The organism is Ruegeria sp. YTSA226 (assembly GCF_059609905.1).
This window is the reverse complement of the sequence record NZ_JBXWMQ010000004.1, coordinates 111,122-129,230: the sequence shown is the minus strand read 5'-3', so window position 1 is coordinate 129,230 and position 18,109 is coordinate 111,122. Positions and strand designations below refer to the sequence as shown.

The 18,109-nt window shown below is 57.2% G+C and carries 14 protein-coding genes and 1 tRNA gene; 7 read left to right on the top strand and 8 right to left on the bottom strand.

What is annotated here, in order from left to right:
* Positions 1-14: 14 nt before the first annotated feature.
* The 6 genes from AC2FFF_RS07665 (at position 15) to AC2FFF_RS07640 (ending at position 8,116) form a co-directional block, all read left to right on the top strand.
* A complete protein-coding gene (locus tag AC2FFF_RS07665) occupies positions 15-2,006 on the top strand; it encodes a CocE/NonD family hydrolase (RefSeq protein WP_281972705.1) in 1,992 nt (663 codons plus the stop codon).
* Between the two features lie 125 nt (positions 2,007-2,131).
* The gene (locus AC2FFF_RS07660; RefSeq protein WP_142636703.1) at positions 2,132-3,715 is read left to right on the top strand and encodes an ABC transporter substrate-binding protein; all 1,584 of its coding nucleotides are present in this window, start codon (positions 2,132-2,134) and stop codon (positions 3,713-3,715) included.
* Between the two features lie 15 nt (positions 3,716-3,730).
* Complete coding sequence (locus AC2FFF_RS07655) at positions 3,731-4,687, top strand: ABC transporter permease (RefSeq protein ID WP_142636701.1); 957 nt, start codon at positions 3,731-3,733, stop codon at positions 4,685-4,687.
* The gene (locus AC2FFF_RS07650) at positions 4,687-5,502 is read left to right on the top strand and encodes an ABC transporter permease (protein ID WP_142636698.1); all 816 of its coding nucleotides are present in this window, start codon (positions 4,687-4,689) and stop codon (positions 5,500-5,502) included. Before AC2FFF_RS07655 ends, AC2FFF_RS07650 begins: the two co-directional genes overlap by 1 nt.
* Positions 5,499-7,136, top strand: coding sequence for an ABC transporter ATP-binding protein (locus AC2FFF_RS07645; RefSeq protein WP_496677699.1), 1,638 nt, complete (start codon positions 5,499-5,501; stop codon positions 7,134-7,136). Before AC2FFF_RS07650 ends, AC2FFF_RS07645 begins: the two co-directional genes overlap by 4 nt.
* A 143-nt stretch (positions 7,137-7,279) precedes the next feature.
* On the top strand, positions 7,280-8,116 hold the full coding sequence (locus AC2FFF_RS07640; RefSeq protein WP_281972703.1) for an alkaline phosphatase family protein: 837 nt from the start codon (positions 7,280-7,282) through the stop codon (positions 8,114-8,116).
* A gap of 4 nt (positions 8,117-8,120) precedes the next feature.
* Here AC2FFF_RS07640 and AC2FFF_RS07635 read toward each other — a convergent pair whose 3' ends face one another.
* The 8 genes from AC2FFF_RS07635 to AC2FFF_RS07600 form a co-directional block, all read right to left on the bottom strand.
* On the bottom strand, positions 8,121-9,044 hold the full coding sequence (locus AC2FFF_RS07635; RefSeq protein WP_281972702.1) for an alpha/beta hydrolase: 924 nt from the start codon (positions 9,042-9,044) through the stop codon (positions 8,121-8,123).
* A gap of 13 nt (positions 9,045-9,057) precedes the next feature.
* The gene (locus AC2FFF_RS07630; RefSeq protein ID WP_142636690.1) at positions 9,058-10,947 is read right to left on the bottom strand and encodes an acyl-CoA synthetase; all 1,890 of its coding nucleotides are present in this window, start codon (positions 10,945-10,947) and stop codon (positions 9,058-9,060) included.
* Positions 10,948-11,098: 151 nt separating this feature from the next.
* Positions 11,099-12,919 (bottom strand): ABC transporter transmembrane domain-containing protein, encoded by a 1,821-nt coding sequence (locus AC2FFF_RS07625; protein WP_281972701.1) that lies wholly within the window; start codon positions 12,917-12,919, stop codon positions 11,099-11,101.
* A 127-nt stretch (positions 12,920-13,046) separates the two neighbouring features.
* Positions 13,047-13,121 (bottom strand) — tRNA-Gly (locus AC2FFF_RS07620).
* Between the two features lie 138 nt (positions 13,122-13,259).
* Complete coding sequence (gene nagA / locus AC2FFF_RS07615; RefSeq protein ID WP_281972700.1) at positions 13,260-14,396, bottom strand: N-acetylglucosamine-6-phosphate deacetylase; 1,137 nt, start codon at positions 14,394-14,396, stop codon at positions 13,260-13,262.
* Positions 14,393-15,421 carry an SIS domain-containing protein gene (locus AC2FFF_RS07610; protein WP_281972699.1) on the bottom strand — a complete coding sequence of 343 codons (1,029 nt, stop codon included), beginning with the start codon at positions 15,419-15,421 and terminating at the stop codon, positions 14,393-14,395. The genes nagA and AC2FFF_RS07610 overlap by 4 nt, the downstream gene beginning before the upstream one ends.
* A 19-nt stretch (positions 15,422-15,440) precedes the next feature.
* Positions 15,441-16,190 (bottom strand): GntR family transcriptional regulator, encoded by a 750-nt coding sequence (locus AC2FFF_RS07605; protein WP_281972698.1) that lies wholly within the window; start codon positions 16,188-16,190, stop codon positions 15,441-15,443.
* Entirely contained in the window at positions 16,177-17,052 is an 876-nt protein-coding gene (locus AC2FFF_RS07600) for a glucosamine kinase nucleotide-binding domain-containing protein (RefSeq protein WP_281972697.1), read from the bottom strand. The genes AC2FFF_RS07605 and AC2FFF_RS07600 overlap by 14 nt, the downstream gene beginning before the upstream one ends.
* 171 nt (positions 17,053-17,223) lie before the next feature.
* Here AC2FFF_RS07600 and AC2FFF_RS07595 point away from each other — a divergent pair, with 171 nt between their 5' ends.
* Positions 17,224-18,108: an N-acetylmuramic acid 6-phosphate etherase gene (locus AC2FFF_RS07595; protein WP_142636678.1), complete on the top strand. Its 885-nt coding sequence runs from the start codon at positions 17,224-17,226 to the stop codon at positions 18,106-18,108.
* Position 18,109: the final 1 nt, after the last annotated feature.

Here is an 18,109-nt window from a genome sequence, read left to right as displayed (position 1 = left end):
CCGAGACTGACCGAATGAATCCAGCCGACAATTCGCTACTCGACATCGAAGACCTGCCAGATGTCGGCATTCACATGCCGGATGGGTGCCGGCTTTCAGCCCGGATATGGAAGCCGTCGCATGCAGAAAGCCACCCTGTACCTGCCATTCTGGAGTTCCTGCCCTATCGCAAGCGCGACGGCACTGCGACACGAGACGCCCTGACCCATCCTTGGTTTGCCAAGCGCGGTTATGCCTGCATCCGCGTGGACATGCGCGGCAATGGTGACAGCGAAGGGCTGATGGAGGATGAGTATACCCAGCAGGAACTGGACGATGCAGTTGCAACTATCGAGTGGCTGGCGCAGCAACCGTGGTGCTCTGGTTCTGTAGGAATGATGGGGATCAGTTGGGGCGGTTTCAATGCTTTGCAGGTGGCGGCACTACAGCCAGAGGCGCTGAAGGCGATTATCACGCTGTGCTCGACCGCCGACCGGTATGCGGACGACATCCACTACAAGGGTGGCTGCCTGCTGAACGAAAATCTCGGCTGGGGCGCGACCATGTGGTCTTATTCATCGCGCGCTCCCGATCCGGCCCTGCGTCCGAACTGGCGCGAGCTGTGGCTGGACCGCCTTGAGAACGAGCCCTTTCTGCCCTCTGTCTGGTTGCGCCATCAGACTCGGGATGCCTATTGGCGTCACGGGTCAGTCTGCGAGGATTTCAGCGCTATCCGGGCGGCGACTTTGGCTGTTGGCGGCTGGGGCGATGCCTATAAGAATACGGTGCCTTTATTGGTTGAACAGCTTGATTCTCCGGTCAAGGGGATCGTCGGACCATGGGTTCACAAGTATCCGCATTTTGCTGTTCCGGAGCCCCGAATCGGATTTCTGCAAGAGGCCCTGCGTTGGTGGGATCATTGGTTGAAAGGCCAGGATACTGGCGTCGACCAGGAACCCGACTATCGCGCCTATCTTATGGATGGGGTACGCCCCCAGCGCTGGTACAAGGAACGGCCCGGTTGCTGGATAACCGAGGATAAAGGCGCGACCTCGCATCTTCCTATTCAAACTCTGAATATTTCTAATGTTGGGCTGGACCAACCCGGACCGCTGGACACGTGCATCCGATCCCCCCAGACCTGCGGGATGGAAGGCGGAGAATACTGCGCCATCTGGTTGGGGCCGGATATGCCGGGCGATCAGCGTGTGGATGATGCATTTTCGGCCTGTTTCGACAGCGCCCCACTGGCCAATGATCTGAACATCGTGGGCGCGCCGCAAATATGCCTGCACATCAGTGCCGACCGTCCCCATGCCCAGATGGCAGTGCGCTTGAATCACGTCCATCCCGATGGGGCAACAACACGCATAACATACGGTGTCCTTAACCTGTGCCATCGCGATACCCATTCGCAACCGACCGAATTGGTCCCAGGCAAGGTATACGAGGTCACGCTGAATCTGGACCATATCGCTTATCGGGTGCCAAGGGGACACCGCTTGCGGATTGCGGTATCCAGCGCCTATTGGCCGCTGATCTGGCCTTCGCCCGAGTCTGCAGAACTGCATCTGACCGAGGGCCAAATCAAGCTGCCCATCCGTCACGCGGCTAGCGAGGCATATGTATTCCCTCCCCCGGATGCCGAGGCCGCACACGACATCACGACTGTCCGAGACAGCCGGAACTCTCGACAGGTCGAAACTGACATGAATTCGGGGGAAACTCATCTGATTATCGAAGATGACTTTGGCCTTGTTACGGACAACCACCACGGCCTGACACATGGCGGAACAGCCTTTGAACGTTGGTCGATTCGCCCTGATGACCCCTTATCTGCGCGCGGATATTGCCATTGGACACAAGAGATAATCCGTGACGGCACAGAGCTGCGTACAGAAACATCTTGCGAAATGTGGTCAGACGCCGGAAACTTCTACCTCTGTGCTGAACTCAAGGCATTTGAAAACGGCAGTTTGGTATTTTCAAAGACTAAGGAGGATACCGTACCGCGTAATCATATGTGAAATTCAAGCAGGTCTGAGCCGGACTTTTTTCTTGCTCGACCAACCGAATTGCGCCTAACTTGACTGGCGCGTCAATAAAAAAACCCGTCAGGGGCTGACGAGATAAATCACTGGGAGATATCTGAATGAACGAACAAATCACTCACATGGCCAAGCAGGTTACAGCTGGCAAGCTGACCCGCCGCGAATTTATGGGGAAAGCTGCAGCACTTGGTGTGTCTGCTGCGATGGCCAGCACAATGTTTGCCGATGCTGCACGCGCGGCTGGCCCGAAAAAGGGCGGTGATCTGAAATTTGGCCTGCAGGGCGGGGAATCCACCAACTCGCTTGACCCGGCCACCTATGCCAGCTCGGTTCCGTTCCAGAACGGCAAGCAGTTCGGCGACCAACTGGTCGAGGTTGCGCCCGATGGATCGATCGAACCGCGCCTTGCAGAAAGCGTCGAAGGCAGCGCGGATGCCAGGGTCTGGACCTTCAAACTGCGTCAGGGCGTGGAATTCCACAACGGCAAGACCATGACCAGCGAAGACGTGCTGAAAACCATGGAGCGTCACTCGAACGAGGATTCCCAGTCCGGTGCTCTGGGCATCATGCGCGGCATCGAATCGATGAAGGCTGATGGCGACAATTTCCAGGTTACGCTGAATGAACCAAATGCCGACCTGCCCTATCTGATGGCGGACTATCACCTGATCATCCAGCCGGATGGCGGCATGGAAGATCCGGGCGCAGGGGTTGGCACCGGCCCTTACCAAGTGGAAGTCAACGAACCCGGCGTGCGCCACGTGTTCAAGAAATTCGCCAACCACTGGAGCGATTACGGCAATTTCGACAGCGTCGAAGTGGTTGTTATCAATGACGCAACCGCCCGGACCGCCGCGCTGCAATCCGGTCAGGTCCACGCGATCAACCGGGTTGAGCCCAAGATTGCTGATCTGCTGGGTCGCGCACCGAACCTGACTGTGCATTCAACCGCAGGCCGTGGCCACTATGTGTTTATCATGCATTGCGACACGGCACCGTTTGATAACAATGAACTGCGTTTGGCCCTGAAACACGCGATTAACCGTCAGGATCTGGTCGACAAGGTTCTGCGTGGCTATGGCTCGATTGGGAATGACATGCCGATCAACGCGGCCTACCCGCTGTTTGACGGTTCGATCCCGCAGCGTGAATTCAGCATCGAAAAAGCAGCTGAGCATTACAAGAAGTCGGGTCATGACGGCTCACCAATCATTCTGCAGGTCGCTGATGGCGCCTTCCCTGGTGCGGTGGACGCGGCCGCCCTGTTCCAGCAGACCGCGGCTCAGGCTGGTATCCCGCTGGAAATCAAGCGTGAACCCAACGATGGTTACTGGTCCGAGGTTTGGAACGTACAGCCGTTCTGCGCCTCGTACTGGGGTGGCCGTCCGGTGCAGGACCAGATGTATTCGACCGCGTATCTGTCGACCGCAGACTGGAACGACACGCGGTTCAAGGTTCCGGCCTTTGACGAGATGCTGTTTGCAGCCCGCGCCGAGCTGGACAATGACAAGCGCAAAGACATCTACAAACAGATGGGCATGATGGTCCGCGACGAAGGCGGCGTAATCTGCCCGATGTTCAATGATTTCGTCGAAGGTGTCAGCAATCAGCTGGAAGGTTGGGAAAGCGACCCGACCCAAGAGATGATGAACGGCAACATGTCCCGCAAGATGTGGTTCTCCTGATAAGGACCACGGATCATGCATCCTATCATCAAATTGGTTTCCCAGCGCCTTGCGCTGGGACTCCTATTGCTGTTTGGCGCTTCGGCCCTGATTTTTGGCCTGACCGAAGCCCTGCCCGGAGACGCCGCGCAAGCCGTCCTGGGACAGTCCGCAACTCCTGAGGCTCTTGCTAACTTACGTGAGGAAATGGGGCTGAACCGCCCTGCCCTGACCCGATACGCCGAATGGCTGGGCGGGATCGTTCAAGGCGATCTGGGCCAATCGATGACCAACAAACTGGATATCGCTGAAAGCATCGGCAAGCGCCTGGGCAACACGCTGTTCCTGGCTTGTGCCGCCGCCGTCGTCTCCGTACCACTCGCTATCTTCCTTGGCTTGTTGGCCGTCCGCTATCGCAACCGTATGCCGGACAAATTGATCTCGGCTGTGACCTTGACCACGGTTTCGATCCCCGAATTCCTGATCGGCTACGTGATTATCTATTTCGTTTCCGTAAAACTGGGCTGGTTTTCCTCGCTTGCGATGATCAACGATTCGATGTCCTTCGGTGAAAAGCTCTATGCAATCGCCTTGCCGGCCTTTGTGCTGACGCTGGTGGTATTGGCACAGATGATGCGGATGACCCGCGCCGCAATCCTAAACCTGATGCAGTCGGCCTATATCGAAACGGCTGAGCTGAAAGGTTTGTCCAGTTTTCAGGTCATCGCGCGACATGCCTTCCCCAACGCGATTTCGCCCATTGTCAACGTTGTTATGCTGAACCTGGCCTATCTGGTCGTGGGCGTCGTCGTGGTCGAAGTGGTGTTCGTTTACCCTGGCATGGGGCAATATCTTGTGGACTCGGTGACCAAGCGTGACGTGCCTGTGGTTCTGGCCTGCGGCGTTGTCTTCGCTGCGGTCTATATCGGGCTGAACATGGTTGCCGATATCGTGTCCATCCTTGCCAATCCAAGACTGAGGCACCCGAAATGATGAAGAATCTTCCTATTTCGGCCATGATCGGTCTGTTTTTCACCGGGCTGTACTTTTTCGTGGCGCTCGCGGCACCCCTGATCGCTCCTTACGGCATGGCTGAGGTGGTCGGTGATGTCTGGGAACCGTCCAGTGCCAAACACCTGTTGGGTACGGACAATATCGGGCGCGATCTGCTAACTCGCATGATCTATGGCGGGCGCACGACCATCTTTATCGCTGCTGCTGCCACAATCCTCAGCTTTGCCACCGGCACCACGCTGGGCTTGCTGGCCGCTGTTCTTGGTGGCTGGGCCGATCAGGTCCTCAGCCGAGCGGTTGACCTGGTCATGTCGATCCCGACACTGATCCTGGCGCTGGTCATTCTGGCGATTGTCCCGGTGACTGTCCCGATCCTGATCCTGGTGATGGGCCTGCTGGATGCCACACGCCCCTATCGCCTGTCGCGATCAGTCGCTGTGGATATCAATGTGATGGACTATGTTGAGGCTGCCAAGCTGCGCGGTGAGGGTCGTATCTGGATCATCTTCCGGGAAATCCTGCCCAATGCTCTGTCGCCTCTGGTGGCCGAGTTCGGATTGCGGTTCATCTTTATGGTTCTGTTTATCTCGACCCTCTCGTTCCTGGGTCTGGGCGTCCAACCGCCGCTGGCGGATTGGGGTGGAATCGTGAAGGAAAACAAAGACGGTATCGTCTATGGCATCGGCGCGGCGCTATATCCGGCTGTTGCCATCGCGACCCTCGCCATCTCGGTCAACCTTGTTGCTGACTGGGTCCTGAACCGTACCACATCGCTGAAAGGAGGCCGGGGATGAGTGATACCCTTCTCAAGGTCCGCGACCTCAAAATCGGCGCGACCGTTTACCCGCCGGGAGAAAAACCCCATGATATCGAAATCGTGCACGGGGTCAGCTTTGACCTTGAACGCGGCAAGGTGCTGGGTTTGATCGGTGAATCCGGGGCCGGTAAATCCACCATTGGTCTGGCCTCAATGGCCTATGGCCGTGGTGGTGTTGAACTCACCGGCGGAGAAGTTTGGGTTAACGGGCGCGATATCCTGAAAACCCCGCATAGCGATATCCGTAATCTGCGCGGAGGCGAAGTAGCATATGTTTCGCAATCCGCCGCAGCATCGTTCAACCCAGCCAAGAAGATCATGGATCAGGTGATCGAAGCCGCGGTGGAGCACAAGAAGTTCTCTCGTAAAGAGGCCGAAGCCCGCGCGCGGGAACTGTTCGCCAAACTGGGGCTTCCCGATCCGGACAATATTGGTGATCGCTATCCGCACCAAGTTTCGGGCGGTCAGCTACAGCGGTGTATGACAGCACTGGCGCTTTGTCCTGAGCCTGATCTGGTGGTGTTCGACGAACCGACAACTGCGCTGGATGTGACCACCCAGATCGATGTTCTGATGGCCATTAAGGAAGCCATTCGTGATACCGGCGTTGCCGCGCTCTATATCACCCACGATCTGGCAGTCGTTGCGCAAGTCAGCGACGACATCATGGTTCTGCGCATGGGTAACACGGTCGAGTACGGCAACACCGATCAGATCATCAACAACCCGCAGGAAGAGTATACCAAGGCGCTGGTCTCGGTCCGCTCCATCGAACATGAAGAAAAGAAGCCAACATCCGAACCAGTGCTGACAGTTGACGGGATCACTGCGCGCTATAAGGGGCTGAATTTCGACGTGCTGCACAACGTCAATGTCGAGCTTCATCCGGGGCAGACGCTGGCAGTTGTGGGCGAATCCGGTTCTGGCAAGTCCACGCTGGCGCGGGTGATCACCGGGCTGCTTCCGCCGCGCGATGGCGAGATCAATTTCGCCGGACGCAAGCTCAGTGGCGATCTGAAGGGCCGCAGCCGTGAAGACCTGCGTGAGTTGCAGATGATCTATCAGATGGCAGACGTGGCGATGAACCCGCGTCAGACCGTCGGCACTATCATCGGGCGCCCGCTGGAGTTCTACTTCGGTATGCGCGGCGCGGAAAAACGCAAGCGGATCGTGGAACTGCTGGATGAGATCGAGCTGGGCGAAAAATACATGGACCGCTATCCGGCGGAACTGTCTGGCGGCCAGAAACAGCGTGTTTGCATTGCACGCTCACTGGCGGCCAAGCCCAAGATGATCATCTGTGATGAGGTCACCTCGGCGCTCGATCCGCTGGTGGCGGATGGTATCCTCAAACTGCTGCTGGACCTGCAAAAGATCGAGGATGTGGCCTATCTGTTCATCACCCACGATCTGGCAACAGTGCGCGCGATCAGCGACAGTATTGCGGTGATGTATCAGGGCCGAGTCGTCCGCTACGGCCCCAAGTCGCAGGTGCTGAGCCCACCGTTTGATGACTATACCGACCTACTGCTCAGCTCTGTCCCCGAAATGCATCTGGGCTGGCTGGAAGAGGTCGTCGCCCACCGCAAAATGGAAAGCGCCGGGAACTGATCCCGGCCCTTCCCGTAAGTTTATGAAATCCCGGCGCCATTCGATCAAGGTGTCGGGATTTTGCCATTCGGGGCGGGATCAGGCAGCCAGACCGCACCGAATCTTTTAGGGTCGGCTGAAGCAATCTGAAAAAGGGTCAGAGCATGGACCGCAAACTTCTCCTCATCATTCTGGACGGTGTTCCATGGCGCAATTTCCGTCGCTTGTTCGGCAATCTTGAAGGCTGGGTCGACACCGGCGAGGCGCGCGTTTGGAAGAAGCGCGCTGTGCTACCGTCAATCTCGGCAAGCTGCTATGCCTCGATCCATACCGGTGTAACACCGCAGGAGCATGGCTGTACCGGCAATGGCAACGTGTTCCGCCTGAGTCAGAAGGACATCTTCAGCCAAGTGCGCGAAGCCGGCGGCGTGACTGGGGCTGTGGCCCACAGCTTCTGGTCGCAATTCTTTAATCGCCATCCATTCGACTATGTCCGCGATGTTGAATATGACGAGCCCAACAGCAAAACGATCAATCATGGTCGGTTCCACACGATGACAGGCTATGGCAAAGCAAACCAGATGACGCCCTGTGACGTCGATCTGTTCGCAACGCTGACCAATCTCTGCCTACGCCATGGCTTGGACTATGGATTGCTGCATACCAGCACTTTGGACAGCATGGGTCATAGGTTCTTTCATGAATGTGAAGAGATGGACCATGCCTGTTTCGTGATGGACGAAATGCTGGCCCCGTTTATCCCGCGCTGGCGGCAGTTGGGTTACGACGTCATCGTCACCGCAGATCACGGCCAGGACGATCGTGGCCATCACGGTGGGCGTGGCGCATTGCAGCAGGAAACCGCGCTGTATTACTTCGGTGACGTCGAAGGCCCCGATGCGAATGCTGTGATCGACCAGCTACAGCTGGCGCCCACGATTCTGGACCGTTTGGGTGCCCCTATTGCCGAGACCATGAAGGGTCAGCCCTTCTTGAAGTAGGGGATCAGTCGTAGGGCCAGATCTGCTGGCCCAACGCCTCTATCGCCACCGAGATCCTCTCGAAGCTGTCCGCCGCACGTTTGACCATGGTGCGCGCCCGCAGATAGCCGTGCACAAGGCCGGGTTCATTGATGCAATGAGCCTGCCCACCTGCAGCCCTGATCTGCTCGCAATAGATCGCACCATCATCACGTAAGGGATCACAATCTGCAGTTACCACCACGGTTGGGGGCAGCCCCGAGAAATCCGTGTCATGCAATGGAGCGAATGTCGGGTCGTTTTCCGGCACATCTCCACCACAGCGTACCTTCTCGTAAAAACTTACATCCTCCAGCGTCAGCAAAGGCGCATGGGCATGTTCCTTATAGGAACCACGGGACGAATCTCCGCCCAAGCCTGGATAGATGAGGACCTGACCAAGAAGATTGTCAAACTGCGTCCGTCCGTGCTGTGAAACTGCGGCGGCCAGATTTCCACCAGCGCTGTCGCCCGCCAGAACGAAAGGGTCCTGGAACTCTTGCACCGCCCAGTTGGTTGCCGCCCAACTATCGTGAAACTGAGCAGGATGAGCATGTTCCGGGCACAGGCGGTAATCCACGGCAATCACCCGATACCCAGTTTGTGCACAAAGTTCGGCACAGACATCGTCGTGACTGTCCAGCCCGCCGACGACAAACCCGCCTCCGTGGAAATAGATCACCGTCCGGCTTGGATTGCCTGCGGTGTAAATGCGAACAGGCACGCCATCAGCGCGCCTGTCTTCTGTTTCAACACCCATTGGGCGAGGCTGGCGAAAATCCTTGCACATTACGTCATAGACGCCGCGCTGATCTTCGATCGACAATTCGACCGCGTCATCAGGATAGCTTTCAGCCGTTCGTCTTATGAACGCCCAGGTTTCTTCATCAATCAGACGTTCATAGTCCATAGCCCCTCCGCGATCAGGCAGCCCACTCCCATGGCCGGGTGAACGATCCCAGCACTTTGCTGACATCGTCGTCCGAGGAACCGTTGGCGTCAAGCTGCGCGACAAGTCCGCGCTTTTTATCATCCAGAACCGAAACCACACGCGCAGCAACGCCTGCGTCTTCAAGCGCACCATTGTAGATGCGTGTGATCGCCTGCTTACGTAGCTCGGGCTTAAAGACTTTGCCCACTGCCGTCTTGGGCAGTTCGTCCAGAATTGTCATGTGCTTAGGTTGCGCGGCACGCTCGTGAACGTGAACTCTGCAGTATTCCATAAGCTCCTGCTCTGTCACACTGGCCCCAGAGACCAATTCGACAAAGGCACAGGGCACTTCGCCCGCATGGGCGTCTGGTTGACCGATCGCACCGGCAAATGCCACGGCCTCATGCCCCAACAGCGCCTCTTCGATCTCGGCCGGGTCGATATTGTGCCCGCCGCGAATGATCAAATCCTTGGCACGACCGGTGATCCACAAATAGCCATCATCGTCAAACCGGCCCAAATCACCGGTGCGCAGATATTTGTCATAGTGGAACAGGCCCACGTTCTTTTCGACCTCTGTATACGTGTTGCCCGCAAATACGCCGGGGTTCGAGATACAGATCTCACCAATCTGATCAGTGCCACATTCGGTCGGACCGTCGGGCCCATCCTGCAGGATTTTCACATCCGTATAAGGGAACGGAACGCCAATCGAACCGATCTTCTTTTCGCCATCCACCGGGTTGCACGACACTAGGCAGGTGGCTTCGGTCAGGCCATAGCCTTCGACTATAGTGACGCCGGTGGCCTCTTCAAAGCGACGGAACAGTTCAACCGGCAAAGGAGCCGAGCCCGAGAAGGCCGTTTTCACTGACGAGATATCGGCGTCGACAGGGCGCTGCATTTTGGCAGAGATCGCTGTCGGAACCGTGATGATAAAGCTGACTTTCCAACGCTCGATCAGTTTCCAGAAATTGTCGAAAACGCCATCCCCGCGATATCCTTGAGGCGTCGGGAAGACCACATGCGCACCCGAACTCACTGCAGCCATGACGATCACATGCACAGCAAAGACGTGGAACATGGGCAGTGGGCACATGACCACATCGTTTTCGTCGAACAACAAGGTGCCACCACACCAGCCATTATAGATCAGGCCGGAATATTTGTGTTGTGCAACCTTGGGCATGCCGGTTGTACCACCAGTATGGAAATAGCACGCAACACGGTCTGATTTACTGTCTTCGAATGTCAGTGTCTTGGGCTGTTTCGCCAGCTCTTTGCTGAAATTCAAATAGTCCGCATGAGCCAATTTAGCCTTGTCGCCCATTTTGGGACGCACAAGGGGCACGATCCACGATTTCGGAGGCGTCAGATAGCGATTCAGGTCGATTTCCAGAATTGTGTTCACACCGGGCGCGTGGCGTACGGCCTCTTCCACCTTCTGTGCAACATCGGCTTTGGGAAATGACTTTAGCGTCACAACAACCTTGGCTTTCGTCTCGCGCAAAATTGCTGCGATTTGCTCGGGCTCCAACAACGGGTTGATCGGGTTCACGATCCCTGCGACGGCCCCTCCCATAAGGGTCACTAGCGTTTCGTTGCAGTTGGGCAGCACATAGGCCACCACATCGTTTTCACCGATACCCAGAGATCTGAAAAGATTGGCGGCCTGATTGACCTTACCCAGCAGATCAGACCACGTCAGTGTCTCGGCCTTATCGGTTGGGCCGGAAAACAGTTGAAAGCTAATGGCCTTGTGGTCGGGGAACTTGGCCGCCGTTCGAGAAAGTAACTGATGAAAGGTTACCGGTACGTCTCGATCCTCCCACGGCATTTCATTTTCTATTCTTGCCTTATCGTCTAATCCCGCGAATGCCATTAGTTCCTCCCTGTACTTTTACTGCGTCACGCGCAGGCTCTCATCTAGGATGAAAGTAAAACCCGCTCATGTGCAAGTAAGGGCTTAACGGCAGAACAACCCAGAATGTAGAATGACGCTGGGGCGCAAAACAAAATATCTCGCCATCAGGTTACTCTGCTGCAACACCATCGGTAAATTGCAACCGTGCCAAACGCGCGTACAGCCCATCCTGCGATACCAGATCGTCATGCGTTCCCTGCGCAACGATCTGTCCGTTCTCCAGGACGATGATGCGGTCGGCTTTTTTCACGGTTGCCAATCTGTGCGCAACAATCAGCGTCGTTCGCCCTGCACGCAACCTGTCGACAGCCCCTTGCACAGCGCGCTCGCTTTCAGCGTCCAATGCCGATGTCGCCTCATCCAACAACAGGATCGGAGCATCGCGCAAAATGGCGCGGGCGATGGCGATCCGCTGTTTTTGTCCCCCGGACAGCATGACGCCTCGCTCTCCTACAAAGCTGTCATAGCCTTCGGGCAGCGTCGAGATGAATTCGTGGGCCGCAGCTGCGCGGGCTGCGTCTTCAACCTCGGCATCCGTCGCATCGAGCCGCCCAAATCGGATATTTTCGCGCGCCGATGCTGCGAATATCGTGGGATCCTGAGGCACAAGTGCCATATGACGGCGGAAATTGGAACGATCCAAATCTCGCAGGTCAATGCCATCCAAACAAACGCGTCCCGAGTCAGGATCATAGAATCGCTGAATCATCTGGATAACGGTTGTTTTTCCGGCCCCCGAGGGGCCGACAAATGCGACGGTTTCCCCGGGGTTGACTGTCAGCGACAGTTCATTCAACGCCACGACATCCGGACGCGCCGGGTAGCGGAAAGTCACATCGTCGAACTGAATCTCGCCGCGCACGGGCGCGGGGAAAGCTTGCGCCTGGCCGGGATCGTTCACGGTGTCCTGAGCATTCAACAGCTCGACCAACCGCTCGGTCGCACCGGCCGCACGCTGCAATTCGCTCCAGATTTCGGACAGGGCCGCAACCGAACCGGCCATGATGATCGAATAGATCACGAACTGGATCAGAACGCCCTCGGTCATGACACCGTTGCGGACATCATTCGCCCCCATCCACAACACGCCCACGATTCCGGAAAACACCAGGAATATAACGATGACGGTCAGCACGGCCCGGGTCTGAATTCGGCGCAGCGAGACAGTATAGGACGTTTCGGTCATCTCACCGAACTGATTTCGGCTGGCCTGCTCATGGGTAAAGGCCTGAACGGTTTGAACTGCGCTCAGCGCTTCACCGGCGTTGCCCGATGAGGCTGCGATCCAGTCTTGGTTTTCCCGGCTAATAACCCGCAGGCGCCGCCCCAATACCAGTATCGGAACTACAACCAGCGGAATCAGCAGCAAGACCATCCCGGTCAGCTTGGCCGAGGTCAGCAGCATCAGCACAAGCCCGCCCAGAAACATCAACATATTGCGTAGAGCGATCGAGACTGACGAGCCCAGCACGGATTGAATCAGCGTGGTGTCGGTCGTGATCCGGCTCAGCACCTCACCCGTCATGATACGTTCATAGAATTCGGGGCTCATCCCGATGACGCGATCAAAAACGGCTTTGCGGATATCGGCGACAACGCGTTCGCCCAGGCGCGTAACAAGCGCGTAGCGGATACCTGTTCCGACGGCCAGAATCGCGGCGATGCCCAGCGCCGCCAGAAAGTACCAATCCAGTAGCTCTCCGTCTTCGATCCGAAAGTTGTCGACCACACGGCGGACAGCCAAAGGCAATGTCAGCGTCATGCTGGCGGTCAGAACCAAGGCCAAAGAGGCCCCAATCATTTGCAATCGATAAGGCTTCATGAATGGCCAGAGCGAAGCCAGAACACCGATCTTCCTGGACCTGGCCCGTTCCTCAGCCGCACCGGGTGCGGGTTTTGCTGCTGGACTGGCTGAGACGGGTTTTGCCATGTCAGGCCCTTACATCGTGTTCGAATTCCGGTATCCCGCTTCTTGGCGTCTACAACTCGCCGGGTCAAGCGGTGCAGCCGAATGGCCCAAACGAAAGGCTATTTGACGCAGACTTTTGGGGCTGATTTGGAGCGGGCGGCGGGAATCGAACCCGCTTCATCAGCTTGGAAGGCTGAGGTAATAGCCAGTATACGACGCCCGCTCAGCGGTGGCTGGTTTATGCCATGCCCAAGGTGTCGTCAAGCACAGTTCGCACGCGAAATTCAAAATCATATGACACCCGGGGACGGACCCCGGCGCATCGGTAATCCCGGGGTCGTTTCGGCAGCGCGCGGCTTATTCAACGCGCGGCATTCGCCCATTCGCAAGTTTCAAGATCCGCCGAAATACGGATCATGGATGCCAGATTCTTACTGGAAGATTCGGCCAAGCCAATCAACTTCGCAGGATAGGTCGTTGCGGCGCTCAGCGCATCCTTCAGCGGGACACCGACATTTTTGACAAGGATGCGAACAGCCGTCGTCAGATCCAGGTCAGCCCCTGCCAGCGTTCCATTTTCAAGCGTCAGGCGGCCATCCGTTCTGGTAATACGGCGCCCTTCAAGGTTGAATTCAGCATCCTCTGTTCCGGCAACAGCCATGGCATCGCTGACCAGAAATATCCGGGCCGGGCCGGTCTTTGCCGCCCATGCCGCCCGCATGACCTCAGGGTGTACGTGTATACTGTCGGCAATCAGACCCGCAGACAAACCCGCATTGGCCAGCGCCGCCCCCACAAGACCAGGCTCGCGGTTTCCAAGCTGGCTCATGGCGTTGAACAGATGTGTGACACAGCGCGCGCCCGCCGCAGCATAACGTTGACAGGTCGCAAAATCCGCATCGCTATGACCCAGAGACACCAGAATTCCGGCCTCAGCCAAAGAGGTAACCTGTCGCTCAGACACAGCTTCTGGCGCCAGGGTTACTTTAAGGCAAGGCAATCGGCTGGCCGCGGCTATCAGGGTGGTCAGATCCTCTTCATCCATCGGGCGGATCAGCGCGGCGTCATGCGCCCCTTTTCGCGCCAACGAAAGATGCGGTCCCTCCAGATGCAGTCCAGCGACACCGGGAACACCGACATCCACAGCCTTGATCGCGGCCTCTATTGCCTGCTGGGTCTTGGCCGCAGTGTCGGTAATCAGGGTGGGCAAAAAGGATGCGACGCCAAGCTTTCTATGCGCTTGAGAAACGCGCTGGATAGTCTCGACAGAAGGGTCATCGTTGAACATGACACTTCCGCCGCCATTGACCTGTAGGTCCACAAATCCGGGGCAGAGAATATCACCGTTCAGATCGACCTGCTGCCCGGCGATTTTGGTTCCGTCTGCCGGGGTGACCTCGGACAATTTACCTTGGCAAAACACAACCGCCTGCCCCTCCAGCAGGTGTGTGCCGTCGAAATAGGCGCCGTTTCTGAATACAACCGTCTCAGAGGTCATACAGTTTCCGTAACTTTCTTAAGGTGACGCGGGGCATCAGGGTCAATTCCGCGATTGCAGGCGACCGATTCAACCATGCTGTAGAACGATGTGATGGTGCTGATGGGATCGGTCAGCCAATGGTCCGTTCTGACGACCGGCAGAGGCTGCGCCTGTTTCACCGCCGAGGTTGCGGCAAAAACGGTAGCCCCTTTTGCCGCCAACGCATCAGCCGCTTCTGCCGTTGTTTGTTCAGCGGCATCACCGGCGGCGAACACAATGGTTGGAAACCCTTCTTCAACGATTGAGACCGGCCCGTGCAGAACTTCGGCAGTCGAATAGCTCTCGGCGTGAATCTGGCAGGTCTCTTTGATCTTCAGCGCCGCTTCATTCGAGATCGCCAGCGACGGACCGCGACCCAAGGTAAACAGGGACCGGCCGGAAATCGCATTGGCGGCCGGGGTCCAGTCGCATTGGGCAGCCTTCCCAAGATACCCGGGCAGTGACCATATGGCCTGCTTCAGCTCTGCCTCATCCGCGATTTCCGCCAGCAACCACAGCCCCGCCACCAGAGACGTCACAAAGGTCTTAGTTGCTGCCACACTCAATTCCGGTCCCGCATGAAGAGGCAGGACGGCATCCGTGGCATCTGCAAGGTGGGATTCCGTATTGTTCGTAATGGCGACCGTCACGGCACCAGATCGTTTCAGCGCGCGCGTCATGCCAACGATGTCCGGGCTTTGTCCAGATTGCGACACCGATATGCTCAATGCACCCTGCGCCCGAAGCTCGGCACCATAGATCGAGTTGACCGAAGGCCCGACCGAGGCAACAGGAAGATTCAGCAACAGTTCGCATGCATATTTCAGATAGGTGCAGGCGTGATCCGAAGATCCTCGCGCCACCGAGACCAGAAAACGCGGGTCTGCGTCGCGCGCCAACTGGGCAGCGTGGCGGATATTGTCAGCCCCATTGCTTAGCAATCGGTCTACGGCATCAGGAATTTCCAGTATTTCCTGACGCATCTTAGAGAGTTCTACGGACATCTAGTTCCGTCCTTTCCGGTTACAACCGCAATTCAGCAACAAAATCATACGCATCGCCGCGATAAAGCGAGCGTGTCAGTTCGGCGACGCGTCCGTTTCTGAGAAAAGAAACACGTTCAATATTCAGCCCAGCGGCTCCCTCGGGAACATCAAGCAGTTCAGCCTCACGCGCGGCCAAATTCAGGGCCGAGATCTTCTGAACCGCCCGAACAGGACGGCGGCCCAGCCGATCCAAGACCTCGTACAGAGAGGTGGTCACTTCGATCGGGTTGGGCAAGATATCCAAAGGCAACGCCGCTTTTTCCAGCGCCAGCGGGCGGCCATCGGCTTCGCGCAATCGGTAGATACGAGAGATTTGCTCACCCTCGGACAAGCTCAAGGCGGCAATCTCTTCTTGGGTCGGCGCAAAGACCCCCCGCTCCAGCCATTTCGACGCGGTTTTCATTCCACGGCTGGACATGTCTTCGGTGAAGGATGTCAGATGCGTCAGCGATTGTTCGACCCGTGGCATGCGCTCGCGGATGAACGAGCCCGAGCCCTGACGCTGTTCGATCACGCCCTCCTGGACAAGCTCTTGAATCGCCTTTCGCACGGTGACGCGCGAAAGGTCCGTGATCTCGACAAGTTCTCTCTCGGAAGGAAGCGACGATTTGGGGGGCAGAACACCCGTATCAATGCCCTCCTGCAGCCTTCGCCGCAGTTGGACATATCTCGGCCCATTATCAGCGGTCAGCCAGGAATCCGAACGCAGAAAATCAGCAATGCTCATGTTCGACCTCCTTTGCCAAGGCGAGCGCCCCGTCGAGCGGTTCTCCTAACGGCGCGCGCAGGTCGGATTGCATGTTTTCGGGCAGATACGACGCGTATTGACCACCAATACCGCCCGTCAGGCACAGCGCGGTTCCCGGGTTCCACCCCAAATGCGTGGCGGTATCCGCCAGATAGGCAGCACCTGCCCGCATGATTTGTTGCGCAACCACGTCGTCATCTTGGGCAGCCATGGTCACTTTTGGTGCAATCGCACCAAACTGCGCAGGGTCTGCAGCCCCCGCAAAGCGAACGATCCCGGCAGGTCCGTCATGCTCGGACAGCAAAGTGGTCAAAAGGTCCGAACGGGCCTGCGTTCCATCAAACGCACGCAATGCCAAGGACAATGCCATCCTTCCAACCCACTGGGCCGAGGCTTCATCCCCCAAGACCGAGCCCCAGCCACCGGCAAAGCGCATGTCTCTACCAGTTTGTCTGGCCAGAAATGAGCCTGTACCACAATGGGCAATCAGCCCGTCCTGCGCACCCAGCGCCCCGCGCAAGGCTGCGGGACGATCATCCTCTATCCGGGCGTGCTTTAGACCAAGCGCATCCCTCAAACGAGTTGCGATCGCCTGATCCGTGACCCCAGCCAAACCAACAAAGGCAGGACTTGCCAACAAGCCCTCAACCCCGATGCCAAGCTTGCCAGACAGCCGGTCTAACCCCAGCTTTATCTGTGAAACGCCAGCCTGAAAATCAGTCGAGACGTTTGCAGCGCCAACTTCAACGCTGTGAGCGATTCCAGCAACTTCACAGGCCACACGACAGCGCGTTCCACCGCCATCAATGGCCAGCACAGCATTATTCAGGGACTCAGTCATGACAATACCAATACAATACCTATTTCGATTAGAAAAGCCTCGTTTTATGCTATTTTCGCCAATATCTCGATTTTTCCTTTAAAATCAGCACCCAAATAATACCGAAAAGAAAATGTTGGACAGGTGGTATTAAATAGGTATTGTAATCGGGAAACCTGGGAGGGGATTCTCTTGACGCTGCCGTCAACCGAACAACTGCACCGCGACGCCGCCAGCCTGAGCCGCGAAGACCTGACAGGGTCGGCGCTGTTGCTGGCCGAGGGGCAGATCGCTGCGGCAGCGGCGGTGCGCTCGGCCACACAGGCTATTGCATTGGGCGCCGCTGCGATGGCCAGGACGCTCCGGTCGGGCGGCATGTTGCACTATGTTGCGGCAGGCTCGTCCGGTTTGATGGCGGCGGCTGACGCGCAAGAGCTGGGCGGAACATTCTCGATCACGCCAGACCAGTTGCGAATCCATATGGCTGGTGGTCTTCCGACGGGTGTCGAGATGCCGGGTGATTCCGAAGACGCCGACGGTGACCTGCGTGAAGCGCTGAACAGTTTGTCAGCCCAGGACACGGTGATCGCCGTATCCGCAAGCGGGTCGACCCCCTACACGATGACAGCCGCAGGCATCGCCCGTGCAAAAGGCGCGACCTTGATCGGCATCGCCAATAACGCCAACAGCCCCCTGCTGATACAGGCCAACATCCCGATCCTGCTTGCCACACCGCCCGAATTGATCTCTGGATCAACTCGGATGGGCGCGGGAACGGCACAAAAGATCGCCTTGAATATGCTGTCGTCGCTGATGGCGCTGGACCTTGGCCACGTACATGGCGGCATGATGGTCAACCTGCGCGCCGACAATGACAAACTGCGCGCCCGCGCGGCCGGAATCGTCACCCGCATTGCCGAGGTGGACACAGGCGCTGCAAAGCGCGCACTGGAAGCAACGCGCGGTGATGTGAAGCCCGCCGTGCTTGTCGCCGCAAAAGGTGTTTCGGCATCCGAAGCCACCGAACGCCTACGAACATCAGACGGAATCCTAACGGCCGCACTGGCCATAGAATAAT

Excerpts from the sequence above, each read along its gene's own strand:
- AC2FFF_RS07610 (WP_281972699.1), bottom strand. The coding sequence starts at position 15,421 with ATGTCCGTAGAACTCTCTAAGATGCGTCAGGAAATACTGGAAATTCCT.
- AC2FFF_RS07625 (WP_281972701.1), bottom strand. The coding sequence starts at position 12,919 with ATGGCAAAACCCGTCTCAGCCAGTCCAGCAGCAAAACCCGCACCCGGT.
- nagA (WP_281972700.1), bottom strand. The coding sequence starts at position 14,396 with ATGACCTCTGAGACGGTTGTATTCAGAAACGGCGCCTATTTCGACGGC.
- AC2FFF_RS07655 (WP_142636701.1), top strand. The coding sequence starts at position 3,731 with ATGCATCCTATCATCAAATTGGTTTCCCAGCGCCTTGCGCTGGGACTC.
- AC2FFF_RS07635 (WP_281972702.1), bottom strand. The coding sequence starts at position 9,044 with ATGGACTATGAACGTCTGATTGATGAAGAAACCTGGGCGTTCATAAGA.
- AC2FFF_RS07640 (WP_281972703.1), top strand. The coding sequence starts at position 7,280 with ATGGACCGCAAACTTCTCCTCATCATTCTGGACGGTGTTCCATGGCGC.
- AC2FFF_RS07665 (WP_281972705.1), top strand. The coding sequence starts at position 15 with ATGAATCCAGCCGACAATTCGCTACTCGACATCGAAGACCTGCCAGAT.
- AC2FFF_RS07650 (WP_142636698.1), top strand. The coding sequence starts at position 4,687 with ATGAAGAATCTTCCTATTTCGGCCATGATCGGTCTGTTTTTCACCGGG.
- AC2FFF_RS07630 (WP_142636690.1), bottom strand. The coding sequence starts at position 10,947 with ATGGCATTCGCGGGATTAGACGATAAGGCAAGAATAGAAAATGAAATG.
- AC2FFF_RS07600 (WP_281972697.1), bottom strand. The coding sequence starts at position 17,052 with ATGACTGAGTCCCTGAATAATGCTGTGCTGGCCATTGATGGCGGTGGA.
- AC2FFF_RS07660 (WP_142636703.1), top strand. The coding sequence starts at position 2,132 with ATGAACGAACAAATCACTCACATGGCCAAGCAGGTTACAGCTGGCAAG.
- AC2FFF_RS07645 (WP_496677699.1), top strand. The coding sequence starts at position 5,499 with ATGAGTGATACCCTTCTCAAGGTCCGCGACCTCAAAATCGGCGCGACC.
- AC2FFF_RS07605 (WP_281972698.1), bottom strand. The coding sequence starts at position 16,190 with ATGAGCATTGCTGATTTTCTGCGTTCGGATTCCTGGCTGACCGCTGAT.